The following is a 23792-nucleotide window of genomic DNA, read 5'->3' on the forward strand; positions in this document are numbered from 1 at the left end:
GGGCGTGTTTTACATTCGTGTTGGCAAAGCCTTAGAGAGTGACCCAGTCACCTCCGGACTGGTGAGAGCGCACGGAGGCATCAATGAATCGGACACCGTCTACCCCTTGATTGACACTGGGATAGGTCAGCCAGTCGGCCGGAATCGCGACGCCATCCCGGCGCGCGGCCACTGCCATTGCGAACTCAGTATAAAGATTAGCCCAGGCTTCGATAATCCCCTCGGGGAAGCCGCGCGCGGTCCGGACCAGACGTTCCGCACCGGGGCCGATGCCGTGCCCGTGACCTCGGCTGATGATACGGTCCGGCTCTCCGAACCGATTGAACTTCAGCTGTTCCGAGTTCTCAAGATCCCACTCCAAGCCCCCTTCGCTGCCGAAGACCCGCAACCGCAACCCGCCCCGGTTTCCGGGGGCGAGGCGCGTTGCCATGAGTGTGCCCGGAACCTCATTTTGATAGCGGGTGAACATGAATACCGTGTCTTCCAGAGGCTTTGGCGCGCCGCAGACATGGAACTCGGCCCTCAGATCGGTCATGGGCAGGCCCGAGACAAAACTGGCAAGATGCGCGGCGTGGGTGCCGATATCGCCGACACAACTGGTCGGGCCAGAAATCTTTGGGTCCAGCCGCCATTTCACATGGGGCGCATCGGCCACATCTTCGGGCGTCATCCAGTCTTGCATGAACTCGACGTGGATTTGGTTGATCTTACCGATGCCGCCTTCTGCAACGATCTGCTTGGCCTGACGGATCACAGGAAAACACGACATTGCATAGCCGACGGCAAAGACGTGCCCCGTGCGCGCGGTGATCCCCTCAAGCCCTTCTGCCTCGGCGACTTCGTTGGTCAGGGGCTTGTCGCACAGCACGTCAATGCCCGCCTCCAGAAAGGCTTTGGCCGCGTCGAAATGAACGTGGTTCGGGGTGGTGATCATCACCGCGTCCACACCATCCGGACGTGCCGCCTCGGCCTGTGCCATCTCGTCGAATGACGCATAGCACCTGTCTGCTGGCAGATACCACTCAGCCCCGCGCGCCTTGCTGCGCACAGCGTCAGAACTGAGCGCGCCTGCGGCGACCTCCCACCGGTCGGTCATCCGGGCCGCCGTTGCTTGCGTTACCGAGATACGCCCACCGCCAACAACGCCCAACCGCAAACGGCGAGATAAGCGGGGAAAAGGACCGTCAAAATTCAGGGTTCCGGGTAGAAGCCGCTCAGCCATTCTGAACCTCCATGTCCGGGACCCGTGCGCCTTCGGGCAGGATTTCAACCGCCATGAAGATGCTGGGGGTGATCGTCTCGTACTGATGCCAGGGATAGTTGCCTTCGGCGTCATACATCGGCTTGTGCGTCGTGCCGGGGGCCATGAATTCTTCGAGATAAAGGGTTTCAACGTCCCGTTCGCGGCATTGCTGCATTTTGCCAAAGCCTACGATTTGCGTATGCACTTCGCGAAACCCCGGAACCGGGCAGAACGGATGATCCTTATGCAATCCGACATTCAGTGGAACTGAGCCCGAGTGGTACATGGTCAGTCCAACGTTACCCACGAAGACCTTTGGCGACATGTAGTGGCTGACACCGCGCAGACGCTCTTCCTGGCGAACATCAAAGGCTGAAGGCCATGTATCCTTCACCCATGCGAACAGCGTATTGTCATCGGCGTGGGCGTCGAAACCATGAACAATGACCGCACGTTCCACGTTTTGGACGGTGCTGTTCTGCACGATCACCGACGAAAGCGGCGCAACGGTCTGATCCTCGACCGCGAGGTCCCTTCCCCCGAGGTTCAGAACAATGGCACGACCCTCGACAGATACTCTGTCTTCATCAGTGATGTGCTGGACGCGAAAGAATGGCTGTGCAAAGTCGAGTGTCTCAATCGGCATGGACCAGCTCCTTCCTCTCATCGTTCAGGAAATCGAACGGCAGAGGTGCAGGCGCTTCGCATCGGCTTTCTATTGTCTGGTAGGCACCGAATTTCGGTGCCCGTTCAATCGCGTCCATGACCTCGAACACGTGATAGGCCAGCGCACCACTTGCACGGGGTTGGCGTCCTTCTTGTGCCGCCAGGGCAAGATCCAACAGGCCGAGGCCACGGCTGTCTTCGTTAAACCCGTGTTTGTTTTCGACCACCTGCCAGTCTTCGCGACCGGTTGGACGAGGCTGATGAGACCAGCGCGAGGTCTCCCGCGTTTTCAGCCAGACATCCCCTTGAAAGATATTGGCACCATGAACCGGGTCAGGGTCGGGGATGCTGATGGTCCCGTCTTCACCATAAATCTCGAACCGGGGCGCTTCGCTGTCCCAGATGTCGAAGCTCATGGTCATCGACCCGATTGCGCCGGATGAGAACTGCAGCAGGCTCAGGGAGTGTGTGTCGACCTCGACATCCATCCATTCGCCGTTGCGCGGGCCATTTTCGATCATCCTTTTGTCGAACGTGCGTCGCGCCATTCCTGCGACGCGGTCAACGGGACCAAGGCAACAGATCATGGCAGTCAGGTAGTATGGCCCAAGGTCCAGCAAGGGCCCGCCACCCGCCTTGTAGTAGAAATCCGGGTTGGGATGGTGGCGTTCTGTCCCGTGGGTACCGACATGGGCGAAAACCCCTGTTGGATTCCCAATCGCGCCTTCATCGATCAACCGGCGAACGGTCTGCCAACGACCGCCCAGAAACGTGTCGGGCGCGCAGCCGACCAGCAGCCCCTTTTGTGAGGCCATGTGCAGGATCGCCTTGCCATCCGTTCGATTCATAACCAGCGGCTTCTCGGAATAGACGTGCTTGCCCGCCTCCAACGCACGCAGGCTGATTTCGGCATGGGCGGCTGGTATTGTCAGGTTCAGAACGCAGTCAATCGTTGGATCATCGAACACGTCATCCGGCGTGCAGGCCCTGGAGATGCCGTATTGATCCGCCTTGGCGCGGCTTTCCGAAGGATTGAGGCTTGCACATGCCACGACCTCGACGTTCGAAAATTTTGATAGTGTTTTTAGATAGATATCGCTGATACGACCACAGCCGATAAGGCCGACCCGGAAGGATTTCGATGTCTCAATTGTCATCATTCCTGTCTTCGTAGAGGGGTAAGTAATTCGGGGGCATGGGCCCTTTGTTGCGCCCGCCCTGCCCCATCTGTTCCCAGGCGTGGGCGAGTATTCCAACCGAGCGGGACAGGCAGAACAGCCCCCGCGACAGGGGCGCGGGAAAGCCAAGTTCGCAAAAGATCACCGCCGTTGCACCGTCGATATTCATGGCGATGGGCCGACCGCCGCGTTGGCGGCCAAGCTCGGCCTGCACCTCTTCTCCGATATCGGCAAAGCGGCCGGATACTGTGCCTTCTGCCGCCGCGTCACGAACAAGCTGCATCAGCCGGGGGGCGCGTGGATCGACGGGTTTGTGAAATCTGTGGCCAAAGCCCGATACGATCTTGCCGTAGGTCTCGCGCCAGCTGTCCAGACCGTCCCGAACCGCGTCATTCAACGCAGCCCCCGCATCCATGCGGGCGGCGATATCATAATACAGCTCGGCGCATTGCTCCCCTGCCCCGCCATGTACATCGCCCAGCATGTTCACCGCAGTCGCCATCGCGTTGTTGAGACCAACCCCGCAGGTCGCAGCCATACGCGCCGCCGCGATCGAGGGGGCCTGTGGGCCGTGATCCACACCTGCGACCAAAGCGGCCTCGAACAAACGCGCCCGCGCGTCGCTTGGCAGATCGCCCCGTACCATCAGCCAGATCATCTGCGGGAACGAGACGTTCCCAATCAGGTCTTCGATAGGATGGCCACGAAAAGCAATCTGGCCGGGTTTCATGTCGATGATGGACGTTCGCCACCATTGGCGAACCGCGCGCTCATCACTTGTCATCTGTGTGGTCATTGCGTCTGCACCTCTTTCACCGCTTGGGTTTTGCGTTGTGCAGCAAGGCGAATGGGTGCATTGCGCGCGCCATACCCGGCATAGCCCGCGCGGCGTTCAACAATTTCAAAGAAGAAGCCGTTAAAGATGGGGCGGCTGTAGATCTGAAAATACTCGGCACCCGTTGCCCGGTCGTAAAGGATGTTGCCCCGACGCATTTGGGCGATAAGATCGTCATCCAACCCGAAAGTCGCTTGCAGATCGGCGTAGTAGTTTTCCGGAATCGTCAGGCTGGGAAAGCCGGACTTGCGCAATTGTGCCGAGGTTTCAAATATGTCGTCCGATTGAAAGGCGATGTGCTGAACGCCTGCTCCGAAACCGTCTTCCAGGAATGACGCCGCCAAAGTCCGACGACCAACGGCCCCGTTCAGGTTTAGACGCACTTCGCCCTCAGGGCTTTCGATGGCCTGGCTTTGCACAACACCCGACGGGTCGGCGACGTTCACGATGGGCGACTTTGCCATCTCAAAGGTCGAAATGTAGTAGAGCAGCCAGCTTTGCATCTCATCGTGGCGCATGGTCTGGGCCAGATGGTCGATGCGACGCAGACCGGCGGGTTGGGTCGCCTTTGTTTTCGCAACCGGCTCGAATTCGATATCCCACACCCGATGCAGATCGGATTTCTCATCGATAAAATGAACGACGTTACCACCGACACCCCGAATGGCCGGGATATCCAGCTCTCCGGTTCCTACCGGCTGCGAAAAATCCGGGGCCCCCAGCGCGGTAGCCCGCTGAACCGTCTGATCCGCATCCTTGACGCGCAATCCCATGTCACAGACCGATGGGCCGTGGCCCAGCAAGGCTGAATGGGCGAAACCTTCCTTTTCGGTATTCACCACGATGTTGATCGCGCCTTGCCGCCACAGCTCGACGGATTTGCTGACGTGTTTTCGCTCCATTCGAAAACACATGGCTGACAGCATATCTGCCAGTTGCGCACCGCTTACCTCGTCGGCTGTGAATTCGACGAACTCAAAGCCCGACGCATAGACGCGTTCGGGCAGGTTCGGGATGCCATAATCTGCGCGCGGCTCGGTCCGCGACACCTCATCCAGAAGGTTCACCAGCGACCTGTAGCTGTCGCGGGCCAGTGTGCGACCTCCGGGTTGGGGGGCCGCCTCGTTGACGCGGGCGATGGACCAGGGCCCCTTGTACCCGGCGCGGGACAACACCCGAACGAAGCCCGCAAGGTTGAGCGCGCCGAGCCCCGGCAAAAGCCCGAAATGCCGTTTGAGCCTGCGAATATCCATCTCAAGCCGGGGCGCGTCGGACAGTTGCACATGGAACAGCCGCTCTCCGGGGATGTCCCGAAGGCGGGCTGGTTTGGACCCGTCGGCGAGCGAGAAAAATGAGTTCAGGGCCAACCCGAAATGAGGGCTGTCAATCGCCTCGACAATGCGCAGCGCCTGTTCGTCCGAGTGGATAAGATCGGACCATGGCAAGCCCATATAGGCCAGACGCAGCCCCATCTGTTTGGCGATCTCGGTCGCCTCGCCAAGGTCCGCGATCACCTGTTCTTCGGTGGCATCAGTGCCCACTTCGAACGCGGACCCCACAAGCAAAAGATCTGTGCCCAACGCATCCATCAGATCGAATTTACGCCTTAGCCGGTCAAAGGCGCGTTCCCGCCCCGGGCCGGTCTGACCTTCGAGGTTATGGAACGGCTGCAGCAGGCAAATCTTCAGGCCGAGGTCCGACGCAATATCGCGGATGTGCGAAGGCGGCCCGTCAAACGCGGTCAGGTCAGGTTCGTGCAACTCGACGCCGTCAAATCCAGCCCCGGCGATGGCGTGCAGCTTCTCTGCCAGATCGCCGGGTATGGAGGTTGTCGAAACCGACAGGCACATTACCCCTGATACCCGAACAGACGCGGCAACCACAGGACCAGATCGGGCATCAACATCATGATCATCAGTGCGAAGATGAGCACCGCCAGAAAGGCCCAGATTTCCGAGATGATTTCACGCAGCGGAATGTCCGTCACGGCGTTGATCACAAAGAGCAGGATGCCATAGGGCGGCGTGATCAGACCGATCATCGAGTTCACGACGACCAGCACTCCGAAATGCACCAGATCAATCCCAAGCGCTTCGCAGGTTGGAATGAACAGGGGCACAATCACCAGAATGATCGTCGTCGCGTCCAGCACGCACCCCAAGGCAAGGATCAGCAGGTTGACGAGGATCAGGAAGACAATCGGGCTGACATCCGAACCCTCCAGCAGGGCCGAGATCGACTGCGGGATTTGCTCCTGAATGACGATGAAGTTCAGAATGAACGCGCCACCAATGACCACCCCGACGGCGGCAGAAGAGCGCGCGCTGTCGACGAACACCTGATAAAGGCCACGGAAGGTCAGCGCGCGGTAGAACAACGCTGCCAGCAGCAGGGCGTAGAAGGCAGCCACGGCGGCGGCCTCGGTCGGCGTGGTGACGCCACCGTAGATGCCGTACAGCAGGATCGCAGGCATAAGCAGCGCCGGAAACGCGTTGGCGGTTTTTGCGGGCAACTCGCGCAGCGGAACAGGTTCTTCCAGTGCAAAGTTCCGCTTTCCAGCCAGATAGTAGTTCATCGCCATCAGGACGACGCCCATGATCAGGCCCGGCAGAATACCTGCCAGGAACAGCGAGCCGATAGAGGCCTTGGAAACGAGCGCATACAGAACCATCGGGATCGAGGGCGGAATGATCGGGCCGATCGTCGCCGAGGCCGCCGTGATTGCGGCTGCGTAACCTCGGCTGTAGCGGCCATCCTTGGTCATCATCTCAATGATGATCTTGCCGATCCCCGCCGCATCCGCGACGGCAGAACCGGACATGCCGGAAAAGATCAAAGACGCCACAACGTTGACGTGCCCAAGACCGCCCTTGAACCGCCCGACCGCAGCGACGCAGAAATTCAGCAGACGGTCCGTGATCGAGCCCGCATTCATGATATTGGCGGCGACGATGAACAAAGGCACGGCAAGCAGGATCGTGCTTTTGTAGAAGCCTTGCAGGATCTTCTCACCCGCAAGCGCGACGTCCAGACCAGCGACACCCAGATACATCAGTGACGCCAACAGGATGGAATAGCCGATAGGTGTCCCGATGCCTGCCAGAACAAAAAGGGTCAGCAGGCAGGAAAGAAGTTCAAAGCTCATTTGCTTGCGTCCTCGTCGTCTTCCACGTCAACGCGGGGATGATCGTCGACCACGTTAAATCCCACGACCATTTCAAGTTCAGTTTTTGGTGGGCCGTTGCGCATGATGTCGAAGAACAGCCATGCATAGCGTGCGGCTACGACCAGCATGAACACGGCATAGATCGAAAACACCGTGCGCAGCGGTACCTTCTCGCCCGAGAACGGGTTGCGAACCGTCGCGGTCTTGCGGATTTTCATCCAGTCGATGTAGTCCCAGGTCGGCAGAAAGCTGTAGAGCATCCCAATGACGATGGCGGCGGCTGCGAGCATCGCAAAGACCTGACGGACACGTCGGGGCACCGACAGGTAGATGATGTCGAACTTCACATGATCCCGTTCACGTACGATGAAGGCGCAGCTGAAAAAGATCACCCAGACCCAGAGGATGCCGATCAGTTCAAGCGTCCATCCGGCGGGGGTAAAGAAGTACCGCAACAGAATTTGCAGAAGGAAGATCAGGAAGATTGCCGCCAGCATCCCGCCGGCAATCGCTTCGGTCAGTCGGGAGAACCCCTTTATGAAGCCTTTCATGGTGGTTCTCCCTTCCGTGATTGGTCTTAGTTGCCCAGCGCGTTGATCTGTTCCAGAACGCCGTCCGGCCACGACCCGGCAAACTCGCTTTCAAGATACATGGACTGTACCTGATCGCGGAACGCGGCCAGATCGGGCTCATAGACTTCCATGCCCTGCTCTTTCAGGAAGCTGACCAGATCCTCTTCCTTCTGAAGCTGCTTCTGGCGACCCGATTCCGCTGCTGCGTCCGCAGCTTCCTGAACCTTGGCCTGTTGTTCCGGCGTCAATCCGTCCCAGACCTCTTTGCCGATGGCGATGTAGTTCAGGTCAACCAGGTGGGACGTCAGGATTATCTGATTGGTCACTTCGTAGAACTTGGCATCCACCACGGTCGGCAGCGGGTTGTCCTGGCCGTCAACAGCGCCGGTGGACAGCGCAGTATAGACCTCAGAGAAGGCCATCGGAGTTGGGGCAGCACCCAGCGCCTTGCCAAGGAACTGCCACGCATCAGTGCCCGGCATCCGCAAGTTCACGCCTTCCAGATCGGCCGGAGTTGTGACCGTCAATTCATCCTTGGGTTGGCGCAAGTTCACCTGACGACGGCCCAGATACATGACCGACAGCAGTTTAACGCCCAGTTCATCCTCGGCTTTTTGCTTGAAGGCATCCATCAGGGGATCGTTGAAGACGGCAACCTGATGCGCCGCGTCCTGATGGACATAGCCGGCGGTAAAGATCGAAAACTCGGGGAAGAACTGTGCCAGTTCCTGCGCCGAGGTGATCGACATTTCCAGATTGCCCCGGCTGATGGCGTCCAGCTCGGTGCCTTGCGCGAAGATGGTGCCGTTATAGCTGGGCTCGTAGCTTGCGAAATCGGCGACCATGGGCGCAAAAACTTCGGCCATGGCGACCGAACGCTGGTCGGTCTCCGAGCCGGAGGTTGCGAGGCGCAGTTGCACTTTGTCTTCTGCCAGCACACCATTTGTTGCACTGAACAGAACACCGGTTGCGACCAGGGCTGATACAGCAGCCCGGCGGGTAAGTTTGGTAATCACTTTGCTCCTCCCTGAGACATCATGATGTTTTTTTGACGATTCCGAGTTTTGACCTATTTTGGACATTTTGCAAGATTTTTTACAAAATATCTGATATTTTAGATTACTGAGACCTGAGCCTGCGGTGACTGCTGATAGCTTTCTATCCTAACGGTTTCCCCCGTCCGGCAGGAATTTTGTATTGCTTCAATGACTTGAAGCGTCCTCAGCCCCTCCCACCCGGAGACAATCGGCTCTGCCTTGTGGCGCGCCACGTCAACAAAATGCCTGAGCTGATTGACCAAAGGGTCCGAAGCCCCCTTTTTCAGAGCCGTTGACGAGATCGGAGTCCACCAATCCCGTTGCCCGCCCGGATAATTCCAGAGCCGAAGGTCAGGGACGGATAAGGACCCATGAGATCCCCCGATCATATAACTGCTTTCCGTGGTTGATGGGTAAATCGGATATTCCTGGGACGTCATCTCCCAACTCCACGGGGCAACGATGCTGTCGGACACGGTTATTGTCCCGATCGCGCCGCCTTCGAATGTCAGCAACGCCCCAGCCACATCTTCGTTGTCATATCCGCGTTGCGATGCGGCGGACTGCGCCTGTACGGTCACGACCTCTCCGGCCAGATAGCGCAGAAGATCGACGTCATGGACCAGATTGACCGAGATGGGCCCCGCTCCGGGTTTCTTGCGCCAGGGCGCGGACTCAAAATACGCGTCTGGCTTGTAAAACCAGCAATTCGCATGAACCGCGCGAACATCGCCGATCTTCCCGTCTGCAATCGCTTCCTTGGCGGACTTGATCAAAGGGTTGTACCGTCGATGATGCCCGACCATGAGCGGCACATCTGCCTTCGCGGCCTCTTGTACCAGCGCAAGCGCTGCATTGGCTTCGACAGCAATCGGTTTTTCGACCAGAACAGGGCACCCGTGTCGGACGCATGTCAGCCCCTGTTCAACATGCAACGTCGTCGGGGTCGCAAGCACAGCGCCGTCCGGTGATTGGTGGGCAAACATATCCTCAAGGGTCTTGTAACACGCGACACCATGCTCGGCGGCATATGCACGGCCCTCGTCGCTGGGATCGACGACCGCCACAAGATCGACATGACGCAACGCCCGGATCGCGTCCGCGTGGCGGCGTCCAACAAGGCCAATGCCGATGATGGCAATGCGAAAGTTCTGAGACACTGTGTTTCCTTCCGGAGGGTTCGGACATCTCCGAAACCTGAATGTTCGACCGAGCAGCGTTGCCCAACTTGACCGCGACCGTATTGGGGTTTTTGCGATTCCGCAATAATGTATGATATTTTTATTTTTACCATACATCGGTTTGGATTGCTGATACCCCTGAAAAATGCTAATTGAGCGAAGAAACCAAGAATATCGGGTGAAACGCATGGCGAAGCAGCCGTCTACGATAGGTGCAAGCACCTATCAGCGCATCAAGCGGGATATCATCTTCGGAGAGCTGCAGCCCGGCTCCAAACTGAAGCTGGACGCCTTGAAGGAACGCTATTCGGCAAGCCTGTCGACACTTCGCGAGACCTTGAACAGGCTTGCCAGCGACGGATTTGTCGAAGCCCCCGAACAACGGGGTTTCCTGGTCACGCCGGTCTCCCGCGAAGACCTGACCGAGATTTCAGAGCTTCGGGTCCTGTTGGAATGCCACGCTTTGGAGTTGTCCATTGCGAACGGTGATACGGATTGGGAAGGCAACCTGGTTGCCGCACACCACAAACTGCACCTGATGGAACAGCAGCTTTTAAAGGGCGACGAGTCCGAGAAAGAAACCTGGAAACGATATGACTGGGAGTTTCACCAGGCGATGATCGCGGCCTGCAACTCGAGGAACCTACTGTCTCTGCACTCGATCATCTACGACAAGTATTTGCGATATCAGATGCTTGTGCTGACCTATCGCGGCGAAGAGGCCGTCAAAGAGCACAAGGGCATGTTCGATGCGGCATTGGCCCGAGACGCTGGTGCCGCCAAGAAGCTGTTGGAAGATCACATCCGAAACGGTCTCGCACACACGCTGGAGGCTATGTAGGGCGGCATACGGATAGCGTGCTTTGACCTCTTCAGGTCGATTTGGCAGAGACTACCTCAAAATTCCACAGCTACATCGAGAAATTTGTGAAGGTCCCAAAGCGGCCGTTCGATCTTGCTCGCTAACGTTGCCCGCGCAATCCGCAACAAGGGCATTTGCTGTGCTTGATCGATTTAGGTTGTGGAAGAGGTCAGGACGGCGAGACGGAACGACCGTTCGCTTGGTGACAGCGAACGGTCAGGCTGAAGCGAGATGAACGCTGAATCGCTAGAGCCCCGTGTCGTAGCTGGTCAGTCGAAAGCTGTTTGGTTTGACCAGTTCGCCCATGGCCGCAAACTCGTCCGCCCAGCTTTGTGCTTGCGCGTTCAGGGTCTCCATATCTGGGCGATTGGTCCAATAGTTTACGCAAAGCCAAATACCGTTTTCACCTTGGCCCACGGTACGGTATAGGAGCGTGTCGTTCTGGTTCATTTTTTGCGTGATGGTCTCAAAAAACGATCGAACATCCGTGGGGTCTGCGCCGTCGGCTTGTTCAAACAAGACGATCTCAACATGTTTCGGCACACGCAGATCATCCGCGCCTACTTTCTGGGTCTTTCCTCCCTTCAATCGCCTGAGTGGCATCTGCAAGGCTGTCGGACGGTCGTCGGGTTGGGCCAGTGGCATGCCGTCAACAGGCCGCGCGCCAAAGTAGAGATGGCCGGCTGAGACATAGAGCACCTCATATTCTGTGGTAGGCGCGTTCGCCGCTATCCCCATGACTGAGCATCCGGTTTCAAACACGTCCTGCTCATTGCCGACGGACCACTCTTCAGGTCCACAAGCGCCCGTCTCGGCTGAGTTCAGAATCCCCGCGAAGCCTTCCAACTGCGGCGTGATGGTCAGATAGTCGTTGACGGTCAGATCAACGTTACGTGCGCCCTGCGCCACTTCGGATGCCCCGAGGATGTTGACGTCACCGCCAAACTTCAACTCCAGAAGCGGTGCGGAACAGTTGGCATCGGAATAAGTGGTGAAATGCGCATCGATGCGGCCGGGTGCAAACGTGATCGAACGCTTAAGGTACCAAGGTGCGACGCCATCCTGCCCGACCTGTGGGCGCAGTTCGCAAGCAATGCTTTCCCAAGTCCCGTTAAGATCAAACGCGCTACCCTGTGCCAGGGCAGGTGTGGCCAGTACACTGGCAGCAAGGAGGCAAAGTGTTTTCGAGGCCAGTTTCACAGTCATATCCCCTCTCGGCTCATGATACTGCAACGCTGACAGAGCAGATGACATGAATCAAATCGATGAATACAATGCTTGCATGAGCAAGGTTAATGGAAGCCTCGCAGCCCTCGACTTGAACCTGATCACCGCATTGGATGCGCTTCTGGACCGACGATCCGTTTCGGACGCAGCTTACGCCGTAGGTCGCACACAGTCTGCAATGTCGCACAGCCTTGCGAGATTGCGCGACCATTTTCGCGATCCGATTCTTGTTCGTGACGGATGGGCGATGCGGCTCACTCCATTCGCCGAAGAGTTGCATCCCCGTGTAACAGCCGCGGCCGAAGCCGCAAAACTGATGTTCACAACCGATTTCGAGTTTGACCCTGCTACGACCACACGCCGCATTCGTGTTGCGACGCCGGATCTTTGCACGTCGCTGTTCACGGATTTCATCGGCGACATCGCGAACGCGGCTCCGCTCGCTTCCGTTGAGTTCCTTGAAGGGAACATGGCGCGGCAGGCCGTTTTAAGCTCCAAGGCAGACATTGGTTTGGGCTTTGGCCGCCAAAAATCGGACACGAACCTGGTTCTGCACAGAATTGCGCCACTCGAGTGGTGCACGTTCACGCCCGAAACGCATGAATACAGCCGGAATCCGACAACAAAGGTTTGGAGCGCATCTCGACATGTCCTTGTTGGATTAGGTGGTGTGCAAGAAGGGCCGGTCGAAAAGATTCTTCGAAAACACGGCATCGATCGCCATGTCGTTTGCTACGCATCAAACTTTTCTGCTGCGCTAAACCTTGCTTCGGAGACAGATGCACTCATAACGACATTGCGCGCGCCGTTCGAGAAAACAGCACGGCTTTTGGGGATGTTGGCCCAACCAACTCCGTTTGCGATGCCTCAAGCGACGGCCACGCTGATGTTCCGTGCCGATCACGGGAATCCGTTTTCAATCTGGTTGAAGAAGCTCTGCCTGGGCGCTGTTTAGACGGTGTTCGCACACGGCCAACATTTGGTGCATTGGGGTCAACCGGAGTGGGCGCATCAATGAAGTTAAAGCAACCGCTCTCCAACTGCGAAATGGTGGGTAGGCCAGCTCCAATTGTGCGAATTTCCATTGAGGTCGCTTCGCACGAGGCACTGTAAACTTCCTGTGGATTTTACCTGGGGGCAGTTGAAGATCCTCGAACGACGACAGAACCTTCAATCATAAGATCTTCATCGAAAACGTTCTTTCCATCCAGCAGGCGGGTTACCGCTGCGTGGCAAAGTTCCATTGCAGGTTGTGAAACGGTCGTCAGGCGGGGGATTACATGCAGTGCAAGGTCAATGTCGTCAAACCCGACCACTGACAGGTCATCGGGCACTCGTAATCCAAGATCGTTTGCTGTTCGCAATGCACCAATTGCCATCTGATCATTTCCGGTTGCTATCGCACTTGGTCTGGGCGTTTCAGATTGGGTGAGAACCTGCCGCGCAAGTGCCTCGCCGCTGTCATAGTCAAACGTGCCTTCCAGTACATTAAGTGCCACATCGTCAGCACTCGATGCGAACCGTTCGACGGCTTCGACAAAACCCTGTTTTCTAAGCCTGCCAACTTCGGTGTCTTGTGGACCGGCCAGGTAGGCTATCCGTCTATGGCCAAGATCAAGCAGATACTCGGCCGCTTTTGCGGCCGATGCGGAATGATCGATACTCACAAGTCCCGCGGTGCCGAAGCGACGGTCCAGAGACACGATCGGGATGTCAGAGTTCCCCAGTGTGGCGTTGCTGGAATCGTTTGTTGCGACAATGACAAGCCCGTGCAGCGACTGTTCGAGCAATGCCGAGATCTGACGTGCTTCTGTTTCCGGATCGTCCATGGTTGTTGTCAGCATCACGGTGTAGCCGCGCGCTGACGCCTCTTTTTCGATCCTCATCGCCAGCTTTGCAAAGAACGGATTGGTGATATCCGGAACAACAAGTCCAATCACATTCACCTTCTTCGTGCGCAATGCGCGCGCGGCCTGATTTGGCTTGTAGCCAAGATCCTCGACCGCCTTAAGAACCTTTTCCCGTCGCGCTGGTTTTACCGTGCTGTCATGCGACAGAACTTTCGACACCGTCCCGACCGAGACCCCCGCAAGCCTGGCCACATCTTTTACTGTTGCCATATCCGAACCCGATTTAGCCTGGCCGAGTAGTTTACGGCCACAGTTGGTATTCTCAACCATTTGCCAAACAGTGGGAATATGACCTTTTCCTGAAACTTTCCAGTTGGTGTTTGAAGGGCGCGGATGTTGACGCCCCGCGCTGCGTGGTTGCAAACGCCGCTGCATCCATTGCGGTTACTATGGCCTGATCGATGGTCTCTTTGGCGGCCAATCCGTGTGCAAGGGCACCGTTAAAGCAATCACCAGCTGCAACAGTGTCGATTGCGGGAACATTCGGCGCGGTCATCTGACCGTCCTCGCCATCAATGCACCAGGCGACACCCAGCCTGCCCATTGTAACTATCGCGCCCCGCCGCACCGAAGAACACAGCGCGCGCGCGGCGATGCGTGCCTCATCCAGTGTGGTTGGCAACGTTCCGAGAATGAGGTGCGTTTCATGCGTGTTGGGTGTGATGATGTCGAAGGCATTCAGGATCGATTCACTCCAGAACGGAACGGGCGCGGGCGCGGGATCCATGATGACCAATCCTCCGGCTTCATGCGCAATGCGCGCGGCGGCCAGAGATGCAGAGATCGGAACCTCGTTTTGAAGCAGCACAACAGTACTTTGCCGCAGGGCATCCGCGTGGCGTTCAACCATCTTCGCGTCCATGACAGCATTCGCCCCTTGCGAAAGACGAATGATATTCCCTCCATCGGGTCCAACATCGATAAATGCCATGCCCGAGGATCGATCCGGCAACTCGGCAACCCGCAATTCGACGCCCGCTGCCCGAATGTCGGCAACGGCGTCGTGGCCAAAACTGTCTTTGCCGACGGCGCCGATCATCGTCACCTGACTGCCCAGCCTTGCAGCGGCCACTGCCTGATTGGCACCCTTGCCGCCAAGTGTGATCTGGGTGCTGCCCGCCGCGACCGTCTCGCCCACTCCGGGCCAGCGCTCGAGATACGATGTCAGATCGACATTGATGCTTCCTACAACAGAAATACGGGTCAAAACGCCACCCCGCACACCAGAATGACATTTGCGAAAGGTGTCGTTTCACCTGTGCGAATGATTGCCTTTGCCTGTGATGTTCGCGCCTTGAACTCTGCATGGGGCAGGACGGATTGTCCTACCGCCGCCCCATGATTGGCGGGCCAGACGGTCAGCAGGTCAGTGATCTTGCCGGTGACTATCGTGCTGGCTTCGGTCGTAAGTATCGCGTGTTCCACAATCAACTCACTTCCCAGTGCTGTCAGGACCTGCTGCAGATCGGGCACGCCGGCCGTCACAGCAAGGTCGATTATGGGTACGGCCCTAGGGTGTGGCAGCCCTGCATCTGCCACCACAACTTCATCGAGGTGGCCAAGCTCGGCGACGAGGGCACTCAGGTGCCGGTTCAGGAGGACGCCGCGTTTCACGCCGCCGAATACTTTGCGCGATAATGATCAAGAATGACCGCTACCACGATGACAACACCGGTGATCATCTGCCGCATGAAGTCACTCAGGCCGATCAGGATCAGACCATTGGCCAAAACGCCGATGATGATGGCCCCCAAAAGCGTTCCGATGACTGATCCACGACCACCGCTTAGGCTGGTGCCACCAATGATGACGGCCGCAATTGCGTTCAGTTCGAACCCAATTCCTGCAATCGGAGAGGAGATGTTCAGACGTGCCATATATATGATCGCTGCTATCCCGGCGGTCATGCCACAAATCGAAAAGGCTGCGACCTTATACCAGAACACGGGATGACCGGCCAGGCGCACGGCCTCTTCATTGTTGCCGATCCCATAGATCAGACGCCCGAAAACGGTGCGGTTCAGCACGAACCATGCAACTGCGACCAACCCAAGCGCAACCAGAAAGACCACCGGCACGCCATAGATCAGTTTTGAGCCAAACTCTTCGAAGGCAAACGGAAAAGAGTAGATCGTTTGCGCGTCTGAGATCTGAAGCGCTGCGCCCCGGGCAATGTTCAGCATACCCAAAGTGATGATGAAAGAGGGCAAAGCCCAATAGGCACTGATGGCCCCATTCAAAACCCCACACAAGGTTCCCGCCAGAACACCGGCCAATACGGCCAGAATGATCAGCTCTGTTTCGCCAATTCCGGGCAGTGTGATGGCTTTGCCTGCCACAATGGCGGCGAAGGCCATGACGGACCCGACGGACAGATCGATGCCGCCGATCAGGATCACAAAGGTCATTCCAACGGCCAGGATCAGATTGATCGTAATCTGCGTCAGGATGTTGGTGATGTTATTGGCGGACAGAAAATGTTCGCTGGCAATCGAAAAGAAAACCACGATCACAAGCAGGGCCAATCCGATACCTGCATTGTTGACGATAGATCGTAAAGACACAGCGTTCTCCCTTGATGCAGGCGGAATTGATTCAATCGTGCTCATGCCGTTTTCCTTTCAGTGTCGCTCTGCTGCCCGTAGGCGAGATGCAGAATTCGTTCCTGTGAAAATTCCGTCCGTTCCAGGCTGCCCTGAATGCGGTGATTGGCCATGACGAGAATACGGTCCGCCAGTGTAATCAGTTCGGGCAGTTCCGAAGAGACAACGATCATGGACATACCTTCGGACACCAGATCGCGCAGGATCGAGTAGATTTCTGCCTTGGCACCAACATCGACGCCGCGTGTCGGCTCATCCAGCAATAGAATGTCGGGATTCCGTGCAAGCCATTTTGCCAAAACGACTTTCTGTTGGTTGCCGCCGGACAGGCTGGAGGCCGCATCCGACAGTTTCCCGTATTTCAAATGCAGTCTGGCACCGCTTTGGGTCGCCAGTCGTCTTTCTTCGGCAAAATCCAGAAGCCCGCGCTTTGTTACCGAGGCCAGATCAACCAGCGTCGTGTTTGCCGCTATCGGCATATCGAGGATCAGACCTTCTTCTTTACGGTCTTCCGTCACGAAACAGATCCCTGCCGAGATTCCATCCCTTGGGCCTTTGATTTTCAACGGCGCACCTTCGCGGAACACTTGTCCCGACACAGTTGGATCGGCCCCGAATATGGCCCTCAGAACTTCGGTGCGTCCGGCACCCACCAATCCGGCAATCCCAAGAATCTCGCCCTTGTGCAGATCAAAAGAAACGCCGTCGGGCCCGGGATTGGCCATGGTGCGCAGGTTTTGAACCGAAAGGGCGATGTCGCTGCTTTGTTTGACCTCGCGCGCATGCGAGGCGTCGACCTCCAACTCGCGCCCGACCATATACCGGACAACGTCCGCCGATGTTACGTCTGATATGTCTTTGGTCACGACCGTCTGACCATTGCGGAACACCGTGACACGCTCGCAAATGGCAAAGACCTCTTCCAGATGATGCGATACGAACACGACGGTTACGCCCTTCGCCCTGATCCCGGCCACGATCTCGAACAACCGCTCGGTTTCGCGCTCGGTGAGCGTGGCTGTCGGCTCGTCCAGAATAAGGATGCGGCTTTCGCTTTGCAGGGCGCGGGCGATTTCAACCAACTGCCGATGCGCAATCCCAAGTGTTCTTACGGGGGTCGAAACGTCGATGTCACTTAGCCCGATTGCATCCAGTGCCAGCCGAGCCCGGCGCTTCATTTCGCCCCGGTCCAGAATGCCAAACCGTTTGCGCGGCAGATGTTCGATCGAGATGTTTTCTGCGACGCTGAGATCGTTGAGCAGATTGAACTCCTGATGAACCACCTGAATTCCGGCTGCTTTTGCGTCATGCGGGTTTGACGGCTTATACGGTTGCCCGTCCAGTTCCACCGTGCCTTCGTCAAAGGGGTGGACGCCGGAAAGCACCTTGATGAGGGTCGATTTTCCGGCGCCATTCTCGCCGACAAGTGCGTGGACCTCGCCCGCGATCAGGTCAAAACTTACCCCGTCAAGAGCATGCACGCCGCCAAAGGATTTTCTCAGGTTTTTGACAGTCAGAAGTGAGGTATCAGCGCGCATTGGATCGACCTTGTTCAGCCAGAGTGATGGATGCCCGATTGGAGGGGTAACGGGCATCCGCGAGAGTTCCACCTTATTTGGTAACCAGCTCGATAGGTGTCTTGACCCACCCTTCCAGTTGCGGCCCACCGGCGATGACTTCGAGGGCCAGATCGATCGAGTTCGCGGCCATATCGGCACCAAACTGATCCACCGACGCAAGCAAGCGACCATCCTCGATCATCGGAAGAACCGCCGGGATCGCGTCAAATCCGACCACCAGAATGTCGTCACGCCCCGCAGATTCCAGCGCCTTGACCACACCGATGGCCATCGAGTCATTGGCTGCCATCACGCCCTGAATATCGGGGTTTGCCGTCAGCATGGTCGAAAAAACCTGGTTGGCTTCTTCGGTTTCCCAATGCGCAGTGCGGCTGTCGAGCAGGTCAAGCTTGTATTCCGCAACCGAGTCTTCGAAGCCCATGCGCCGCTGATTGGCATTGTCTGCACCGGGGTTGCCTTCGATGATAACGACCTTGCCACCCTCGCCCAGAGCTTTGCCCAACGCATCACCCGCCAGTTTCGCCCCGCCGCGATTGTCCGGGCCGACAAAAGCCAGTTCCACGCCCTGCTGTTCCTTTGCGCCTTCGTCCAGTGCGACGTCAAAATTGACCACAATGATTCCCGCTTCCATCGCGCGTTTCAGCGGGCGGACCATCGCCTTGGAATCTGCCGGGGCAACGACGATTGCATCGACGCCCTGCGTGATAAAGTTCTCGACCGCATTGATCTGGGATTCAAAATCCGTCTCGTTCTGCATCCCGACGGCAATCAGTTCATAGTCGCCACGCTCGACAGCGTGCGCCTCTGCCCCAACCAGCATGTTTTGAAAAAACTCATTGGCCAGCGACTTCATGATCAGGCCAACAACCGGTTTATCGTCAGCCGCCGCCATACCTGCGGACAATAGAATTCCGGTCGCTGCCGCAGCAGCGAATTTCATGAGCTTCATAAGAGCCTCCCTAGGTTTTCAGCTTGTTCGGAAAGGCAATCTTTCACGCCGATCCACCGTCTTTATACGAAGCCATCGAATCGCTTTTCTGTCAATATGAAACGTTTCATAATTGAATATTCAGGACCCGCCGAAAACACTTACCGCGCGTTTTGGAAAATTTACCTTATTATTTTCAAATGCTTATCGACTTTTCGCCACGCAGAGGATTTATGGCGACTAAAAACGATGGAACCAGAGACCCACGCTGAAGCGCAACGATGATTTTCGCAGCCGAAAGGCAACGGAAGCGTTTTCCGAACATTTCGTGAAAGCAATGATTCGCCATCGAAACCGTCGCTAAACAAGTGCTGAAACAACTTTGTTTTCTGGCGCCCGGAATCGCAGGTTTTGATACCGTTGCCCCGCGGTTGTGAACCGCCAAGCCGATCCAAGCAACGTTGATGATGCCTCGCTTTACAGTACGGGTGTGCACACTGTTTCAGCGCGACGCCCGGCAATTGTTTGAGAACGGAGGATCTCAAATTTCGAGGCCTGCATTTCGCCGGCCTGCAGTATTGAAAAAATGTATTCGTTTACATTTTTATGTAATCGTATACATTTTGAACAAAGAATCATCGAAACTGGGAGGAAAAACATGAAAAGGTTTGTCACAGCCAGTGCGATCGCAACTGCGATTTCTTTAGTGCCAATAATGACATACGCACAGTCGGAAGTGGTTGTTTGGGTTGCCGGGGAACCCGGGCAAACAAATGTCTACGATGATCTCGCCGAAGCCTATAATGCGCAGAATTCGGATGTTACGGTGACAATCGTCAAGAACTCTTCCGACCTGTTTAACCCCGCTTTGATTCCCGCCCTTTCGGCTGGCGAAGGGCCTGATCTTTTCTCGTTTGGAACCGGCCCGGGTCAACCGGCGGCCCTTATTGCGGGCGGCCTCGTCGCCGATCTGACAGATGCCTATTTCGCAAATGACTGGAGCAGCACAATCCCCGAAGGCATCGTGGTGCAGACATCAAGCGACGGTAAGCTTTGGGCCTTTGGGAACGAGGTCGAGACGACCGGTATGTTCTACAACAGGGCAATCTTTGACGAACACGGAATTTCCGTGCCCACCACATGGGCTGACATGGAAGCCGCCGTGGCGAAACTGCAAGAGGCGGGCTTTGATACACCCATTGGTCTCGGCGCTGCCGACAAATGGCCCGTGTCGCATTGGCAGTCCATGATGTTTGGTCGCTATGCAGGTCCCGAAGGTATCGAGGACGTTCTATTTGGCGACGGCGCATGGACTGACGAGCCCTTTGTGGCTGCCTCGGCAAAACTGCAAGAGATGGGCAAAGCGGGCTGGTTCGGACCGACACCGGTTGCAATCGGATATGGTGAACTGATGGACCGGTTTTGGGCCGGTGAAGTGCCGATGACCTTCACCGGACCTTGGGTGATCGGAGGCGGAACCGAGGCTGCAGGTGATCGCATCGACGACTTTAGCGTCTTCGCCGTGCCGCCACTTGAAGATGGCCAGAAAATCCACCCCACCAACTCTATCGGCAGTGGCTGGTACATTCGCGAAAGCTCTGACAACAAGGACGCGGCGATTGACTTCATGAACTACATGTTCGCGTCGCAAGAAGGCCGCGTCGCGCTGCTGAACGCCGGCACAGTTCCTGTCGGCCCACTTGATCAGGCGCTGAGCGAGGCCCAGATGCCCGCGTTGGCTGTAGACATCTGGAAAGCATCGGACGATCACGCAGCAAACGGATCCGTTCCGGCGTTTCTGGACACCATCACACCGGGAAGCCTGACCACGGTTTCTTATGATGGGCTGCAGGCCCTGCTTCTGGATGTCATGACGCCCGAAGAATTCACTGCGGAAATGCAATCCGCATGGGCCGCCGCGAAGGAAGCCGGTGAAATCATGCTGCCGGGTGGCATCGCCGAACGGTAAGGCCTTTCGGCAAAACGCCGGTCCATGGGCGCCGTGCCTGTGGACCGACGCACTCCCTAAGAACCACTCGCATAAGTTGAAGGTGGAGCCATGTTTCTCGACCCGGATTCCAAATTAGCGCAGCGCCTGAACCCTGTTCTGTTTCTGCTACCCGCACTGACGATCTACATCGTCTTTGCGATCTACCCGACCTATTCGGTGCTAGAATATTCCTTTACCAATTGGGACGGTATCAGCCCCGAACGGAATTTTGTCGGCTTGGAGAACTATCAAAAACTGTTCTCTGACAAGATCTTCTGGAAGGCCTTTCGGAATACATTTGTCTGGTCCGGCGTGATCATCGTTATCAATGTCGGTCTTGGCCTGGTGATTGCCGCTATGCTCGCGCGGGTTTGGAAAGCGCGATTGCTGATCCAGACATGCATCGTTCTTCCGGTCGTGATCTCTCCGATGGCGGTGGCCACGATCTGGCGGTGGATGTATCAGCCGACAGGTGTCATCAATCAGGTGCTTGAGAGTATCGGGTTGGGGGCTCTCGCCACCCCCTGGCTGGGTAGCCCCGATTTGGTGTTATACGCTCTGGCCTTGGCACATAGTTGGTCGACAATCGGGTTGAGCGTCATCATCTTCCTTGCCGGGCTTCAGGCCGTTGACGAGGACCTGTACGAGGCCGCGCGGGTCGATGGTGCAAATCCGCTGCAATCCTTCCGCTATGTCACCCTGCCCGCCCTGAGGCCTGTCACGGCTGTGGTCTTCATTCTGACACTTACGCAATCGTTCAAGGTCTTCGACATCGTCTGGGCCACAACTCAGGGCGGCCCGATCCGGTTCAGCGAAATTCTATCGACCTACATGTACAAACGCGGGGCGCTGGAAAACCAGTATGGCTATGGGTCGGCCATTGGCGTCGCGCTGCTGGTGATCGTCAGTATTGCAACGATCATCTACATGCAGATCCAGAACAGAGAGGATCGGTGATGGGACGCTGGATTCTGCTGTTCATTCTCGGCGTCATCGCTGTTGTGATGGTCTCTCCGCTCATTCTGACGGTATTCACATCGCTCAAGCCCACGACCGAATTGGTGAACCCGCCGTGGTATCCGCCGATCAGCCTGACCTTCGAGCATTATGCGCGCGTTTGGACCGATGGTAGCTTTAGCGTGTATTTCTTCAACACCCTGATCATCTCGGTCGTTGATGCTGTCGTCATGATCTTTATCGCCTCGCTTGCGGCCTATGCCAAGGTTTTCATGGAGTTTCGCGGCAAGGCGGTGCTGCAAATCCTGTTCCTGATTGGATTGATGATCCCTGTGACGGCCATTGTCCTGCCGCTGTTTCAAATCGTCCGGTCCTTTGGCCTTCTCAACACCCATCTGGGTGTCATCTTCGCGGACCTTGCCCTGGCCGTGTCGGTTTTCGTCTTCATGTTCTCATCGTTTTTTCAGGGCGTCCCCAAGGCGCTGCACGAAGCGGCCCGGATCGACGGTGCGACCGAGTTTCAGATTTACCGCCGCGTCGTCATGCCGATTGCCACACCCGCAGTGGTCACAACCGCACTGCTTGAGTTTCTCTGGAGCTGGAACGATCTGTTGCTGCGACTGCTTCTGTTGACCCAGGACGAAATGCGCACGCTGTCGGTGGGTCTGTTGAACTTTCAGGGGACCATGACCCGCGACGTGACCGGATTGTCCAGCGGTACCGTGATCATGGCGATCCCGGTCGTTCTTTTGTTCCTGTTCTTCCAACGCCACTTCGTGCGCGGCATGACCGCGGGCGCGGTGAAGTGAGGCGAAACATGTCGAAACCCCTTCTCATTCTAGATCAACACTTTCGCCAGTTGGAAGAATTATTCCGACCGTCTGCCTACACGGCCCTGGGCGAGCTTTGCGACATTCATGGTGGCGTAAACTGGGCGATGCCGCGGGCGGATTTTCTCGCACGGCTGCCGGACGCAGAGTTTGTCGCCGCCGCCAGGCCGGAGTTGAATCGGCAGGACCTGGATGCTGCCAAAAACCTACGCGCGGTGATCGAGGTTTCGGGCACCTTTCAAACCGGTCTCGACTATGATGCGTGTTTCGAGCGCGGTATCGAAGTGTTGTCTTGCGCGCCGGGATTTCGACGCTCGGTCGCGGAAATGGCGCTTGGTCTGATGATCGCAGGCGGTCGCGGCATCGTTGATGAGCACGAACGCTTCCGCGCCGGATCCGAAAGGTGGTTCAACGACAATATCGGCACGGATTTCTCGCTTTACGGTCAACGCATTGGGTTTGTCGGGTTCGGGTCCATCGCGCAGGAATGCGTACGCCTTCTTGCGCCATTTTCCCCAAAGATCGAAGCCTATGATCCGTGGCTGAAAGCAAGCGGAACAACGTTTGACGGTGTCGAATTCTGCGACTTGGAGCAAGTGACCACCAACAACCGCCTTGTCGTCATCGCGGCAACGCCCACCGACGAGAATTATCAGCTTGTATCCCGAACCCTTATCGAAAAGATGAAACCCGGGACGCTGGTTGTTGTGATCAGCCGGTCTCATCTCGTCGATTTCGACGCCCTTGTTGAGGCCGCCAGCGCTGGCCGCATTCGCGTCGCCAGCGACGTGTTCCCACAAGAACCGGTGTCCAAGCGCGCCGCGTTGCGACAGGTCGACAATGTCATCTGGTCGCCGCACCGTGCAGCTGCCGTGGAAGGTGGCCGCCACCCGATTGGAGACATGATCCTGCATGACGTCAAAGCGATTTTGTCAGGGGCCCCTGAACGGCGGCTGCAAGCTGCGTCTTTGGATACCGTAAGAAACATCATCCGTGCGCCATTGGCGGCCGGGTAAGGGAGGAAGAG

Annotated in this window: 21 protein-coding genes and 1 pseudogene; 6 read left to right on the forward strand and 16 right to left on the reverse strand. The window is 56.9% G+C overall.

What is annotated here, in order from left to right; translation table 11 throughout:
- Positions 1-31: 31 nt before the first annotated feature.
- The 9 genes from ACR0KJ_RS08420 to ACR0KJ_RS08460 form a co-directional block, all read right to left on the reverse strand.
- Positions 32-1222, reverse strand: a complete 1191-nt coding sequence (locus tag ACR0KJ_RS08420; protein WP_480626423.1) for a Gfo/Idh/MocA family protein — start codon at positions 1220-1222, stop codon at positions 32-34.
- The gene (locus tag ACR0KJ_RS08425; protein WP_480626424.1) at positions 1215-1889 is read right to left on the reverse strand and encodes a hypothetical protein; all 675 of its coding nucleotides are present in this window, start codon (positions 1887-1889) and stop codon (positions 1215-1217) included. Before ACR0KJ_RS08425 ends, ACR0KJ_RS08420 begins: the two co-directional genes overlap by 8 nt.
- A complete protein-coding gene (locus ACR0KJ_RS08430) occupies positions 1879-3066 on the reverse strand; it encodes a Gfo/Idh/MocA family protein (RefSeq protein ID WP_480626425.1) in 1188 nt (395 codons plus the stop codon). Before ACR0KJ_RS08430 ends, ACR0KJ_RS08425 begins: the two co-directional genes overlap by 11 nt.
- Positions 3056-3871 (reverse strand): citryl-CoA lyase, encoded by an 816-nt coding sequence (locus ACR0KJ_RS08435; RefSeq protein WP_480626448.1) that lies wholly within the window; start codon positions 3869-3871, stop codon positions 3056-3058. The genes ACR0KJ_RS08430 and ACR0KJ_RS08435 overlap by 11 nt, the downstream gene beginning before the upstream one ends.
- Positions 3872-3879: 8 nt before the next feature.
- Positions 3880-5772 (reverse strand): bifunctional sugar phosphate isomerase/epimerase/4-hydroxyphenylpyruvate dioxygenase family protein, encoded by a 1893-nt coding sequence (locus ACR0KJ_RS08440; RefSeq protein ID WP_480626426.1) that lies wholly within the window; start codon positions 5770-5772, stop codon positions 3880-3882.
- On the reverse strand, positions 5772-7067 hold the full coding sequence (locus ACR0KJ_RS08445) for a TRAP transporter large permease (RefSeq protein WP_008755425.1): 1296 nt from the start codon (positions 7065-7067) through the stop codon (positions 5772-5774). The genes ACR0KJ_RS08440 and ACR0KJ_RS08445 overlap by 1 nt, the downstream gene beginning before the upstream one ends.
- The gene (locus tag ACR0KJ_RS08450) at positions 7064-7639 is read right to left on the reverse strand and encodes a TRAP transporter small permease subunit (protein ID WP_170521464.1); all 576 of its coding nucleotides are present in this window, start codon (positions 7637-7639) and stop codon (positions 7064-7066) included. Before ACR0KJ_RS08450 ends, ACR0KJ_RS08445 begins: the two co-directional genes overlap by 4 nt.
- 26 nt (positions 7640-7665) lie before the next feature.
- Positions 7666-8676 carry a TRAP transporter substrate-binding protein DctP gene (gene dctP / locus ACR0KJ_RS08455; RefSeq protein ID WP_480626427.1) on the reverse strand — a complete coding sequence of 337 codons (1011 nt, stop codon included), beginning with the start codon at positions 8674-8676 and terminating at the stop codon, positions 7666-7668.
- A 98-nt stretch (positions 8677-8774) separates the two neighbouring features.
- Positions 8775-9857, reverse strand: a complete 1083-nt coding sequence (locus ACR0KJ_RS08460; RefSeq protein ID WP_480626428.1) for a Gfo/Idh/MocA family protein — start codon at positions 9855-9857, stop codon at positions 8775-8777.
- Positions 9858-10065: 208 nt separating this feature from the next.
- Here ACR0KJ_RS08460 and ACR0KJ_RS08465 point away from each other — a divergent pair, with 208 nt between their 5' ends.
- Positions 10066-10719: a GntR family transcriptional regulator gene (locus tag ACR0KJ_RS08465; RefSeq protein WP_170736644.1), complete on the forward strand. Its 654-nt coding sequence runs from the start codon at positions 10066-10068 to the stop codon at positions 10717-10719.
- A gap of 267 nt (positions 10720-10986) precedes the next feature.
- Here ACR0KJ_RS08465 and ACR0KJ_RS08470 read toward each other — a convergent pair whose 3' ends face one another.
- Positions 10987-11940, reverse strand: a complete 954-nt coding sequence (locus ACR0KJ_RS08470) for a hypothetical protein (RefSeq protein WP_480626429.1) — start codon at positions 11938-11940, stop codon at positions 10987-10989.
- A gap of 52 nt (positions 11941-11992) precedes the next feature.
- Here ACR0KJ_RS08470 and ACR0KJ_RS08475 point away from each other — a divergent pair, with 52 nt between their 5' ends.
- Positions 11993-12922 carry a LysR family transcriptional regulator gene (locus ACR0KJ_RS08475; RefSeq protein WP_480582909.1) on the forward strand — a complete coding sequence of 310 codons (930 nt, stop codon included), beginning with the start codon at positions 11993-11995 and terminating at the stop codon, positions 12920-12922.
- Positions 12923-13094: 172 nt separating this feature from the next.
- Here ACR0KJ_RS08475 and ACR0KJ_RS08480 read toward each other — a convergent pair whose 3' ends face one another.
- The 6 genes from ACR0KJ_RS08480 to ACR0KJ_RS08505 are packed head-to-tail and all read right to left on the reverse strand — an operon-like array spanning position 13095 to position 19009.
- Positions 13095-14087, reverse strand: coding sequence for a LacI family DNA-binding transcriptional regulator (locus ACR0KJ_RS08480; protein WP_170521965.1), 993 nt, complete (start codon positions 14085-14087; stop codon positions 13095-13097).
- A gap of 52 nt (positions 14088-14139) precedes the next feature.
- Complete coding sequence (locus ACR0KJ_RS08485) at positions 14140-15084, reverse strand: ribokinase (RefSeq protein ID WP_480626430.1); 945 nt, start codon at positions 15082-15084, stop codon at positions 14140-14142.
- On the reverse strand, positions 15081-15491 hold the full coding sequence (rbsD, locus tag ACR0KJ_RS08490) for a D-ribose pyranase (protein WP_170456563.1): 411 nt from the start codon (positions 15489-15491) through the stop codon (positions 15081-15083). Before rbsD ends, ACR0KJ_RS08485 begins: the two co-directional genes overlap by 4 nt.
- Positions 15488-16441 carry an ABC transporter permease gene (locus tag ACR0KJ_RS08495; RefSeq protein ID WP_480626431.1) on the reverse strand — a complete coding sequence of 318 codons (954 nt, stop codon included), beginning with the start codon at positions 16439-16441 and terminating at the stop codon, positions 15488-15490. Before ACR0KJ_RS08495 ends, rbsD begins: the two co-directional genes overlap by 4 nt.
- 41 nt (positions 16442-16482) lie before the next feature.
- Positions 16483-18075 carry a sugar ABC transporter ATP-binding protein gene (locus ACR0KJ_RS08500; RefSeq protein ID WP_480626432.1) on the reverse strand — a complete coding sequence of 531 codons (1593 nt, stop codon included), beginning with the start codon at positions 18073-18075 and terminating at the stop codon, positions 16483-16485.
- A 16-nt stretch (positions 18076-18091) separates the two neighbouring features.
- The gene (locus ACR0KJ_RS08505) at positions 18092-19009 is read right to left on the reverse strand and encodes a substrate-binding domain-containing protein (RefSeq protein WP_480626433.1); all 918 of its coding nucleotides are present in this window, start codon (positions 19007-19009) and stop codon (positions 18092-18094) included.
- A gap of 694 nt (positions 19010-19703) precedes the next feature.
- On the opposite strand from ACR0KJ_RS08505, the gene ACR0KJ_RS08510 reads away from it, so the two are divergent.
- The 4 genes and pseudogenes from ACR0KJ_RS08510 to ACR0KJ_RS08525 all read left to right on the forward strand — a co-directional run bounded on the left by ACR0KJ_RS08510 (position 19704) and on the right by ACR0KJ_RS08525 (position 23781).
- Positions 19704-20957, forward strand: a complete 1254-nt coding sequence (locus ACR0KJ_RS08510) for an extracellular solute-binding protein (RefSeq protein WP_170521445.1) — start codon at positions 19704-19706, stop codon at positions 20955-20957.
- 90 nt (positions 20958-21047) lie between these two features.
- Positions 21048-21908: pseudogene (locus ACR0KJ_RS08515) on the forward strand (carbohydrate ABC transporter permease); the annotation flags it as partial.
- Positions 21800-22744, forward strand: a complete 945-nt coding sequence (locus ACR0KJ_RS08520) for a carbohydrate ABC transporter permease (protein ID WP_480626449.1) — start codon at positions 21800-21802, stop codon at positions 22742-22744. The pseudogene ACR0KJ_RS08515 and the gene ACR0KJ_RS08520, both read left to right, overlap by 109 nt.
- 8 nt (positions 22745-22752) lie before the next feature.
- Positions 22753-23781, forward strand: a complete 1029-nt coding sequence (locus ACR0KJ_RS08525; RefSeq protein WP_170456572.1) for an NAD(P)-dependent oxidoreductase — start codon at positions 22753-22755, stop codon at positions 23779-23781.
- The last annotated feature ends 11 nt before the right edge of the window (positions 23782-23792 follow it).

This window comes from Ruegeria sp. AD6 (assembly GCF_056542325.1).

Excerpts from the sequence above, each read along its gene's own strand:
- ACR0KJ_RS08420 (WP_480626423.1), bottom strand. The coding sequence starts at position 1,222 with ATGGCTGAGCGGCTTCTACCCGGAACCCTGAATTTTGACGGTCCTTTT.
- ACR0KJ_RS08425 (WP_480626424.1), bottom strand. The coding sequence starts at position 1,889 with ATGCCGATTGAGACACTCGACTTTGCACAGCCATTCTTTCGCGTCCAG.
- ACR0KJ_RS08430 (WP_480626425.1), bottom strand. The coding sequence starts at position 3,066 with ATGACAATTGAGACATCGAAATCCTTCCGGGTCGGCCTTATCGGCTGT.
- ACR0KJ_RS08435 (WP_480626448.1), bottom strand. The coding sequence starts at position 3,871 with ATGACAAGTGATGAGCGCGCGGTTCGCCAATGGTGGCGAACGTCCATC.
- ACR0KJ_RS08440 (WP_480626426.1), bottom strand. The coding sequence starts at position 5,772 with ATGTGCCTGTCGGTTTCGACAACCTCCATACCCGGCGATCTGGCAGAG.
- ACR0KJ_RS08445 (WP_008755425.1), bottom strand. The coding sequence starts at position 7,067 with ATGAGCTTTGAACTTCTTTCCTGCCTGCTGACCCTTTTTGTTCTGGCA.
- ACR0KJ_RS08450 (WP_170521464.1), bottom strand. The coding sequence starts at position 7,639 with ATGAAAGGCTTCATAAAGGGGTTCTCCCGACTGACCGAAGCGATTGCC.
- ACR0KJ_RS08465 (WP_170736644.1), top strand. The coding sequence starts at position 10,066 with ATGGCGAAGCAGCCGTCTACGATAGGTGCAAGCACCTATCAGCGCATC.
- ACR0KJ_RS08475 (WP_480582909.1), top strand. The coding sequence starts at position 11,993 with ATGAATCAAATCGATGAATACAATGCTTGCATGAGCAAGGTTAATGGA.
- ACR0KJ_RS08480 (WP_170521965.1), bottom strand. The coding sequence starts at position 14,087 with ATGGCAACAGTAAAAGATGTGGCCAGGCTTGCGGGGGTCTCGGTCGGG.
- ACR0KJ_RS08500 (WP_480626432.1), bottom strand. The coding sequence starts at position 18,075 with ATGCCCGTTACCCCTCCAATCGGGCATCCATCACTCTGGCTGAACAAG.
- ACR0KJ_RS08505 (WP_480626433.1), bottom strand. The coding sequence starts at position 19,009 with ATGAAGCTCATGAAATTCGCTGCTGCGGCAGCGACCGGAATTCTATTG.
- ACR0KJ_RS08510 (WP_170521445.1), top strand. The coding sequence starts at position 19,704 with ATGACATACGCACAGTCGGAAGTGGTTGTTTGGGTTGCCGGGGAACCC.
- ACR0KJ_RS08525 (WP_170456572.1), top strand. The coding sequence starts at position 22,753 with ATGTCGAAACCCCTTCTCATTCTAGATCAACACTTTCGCCAGTTGGAA.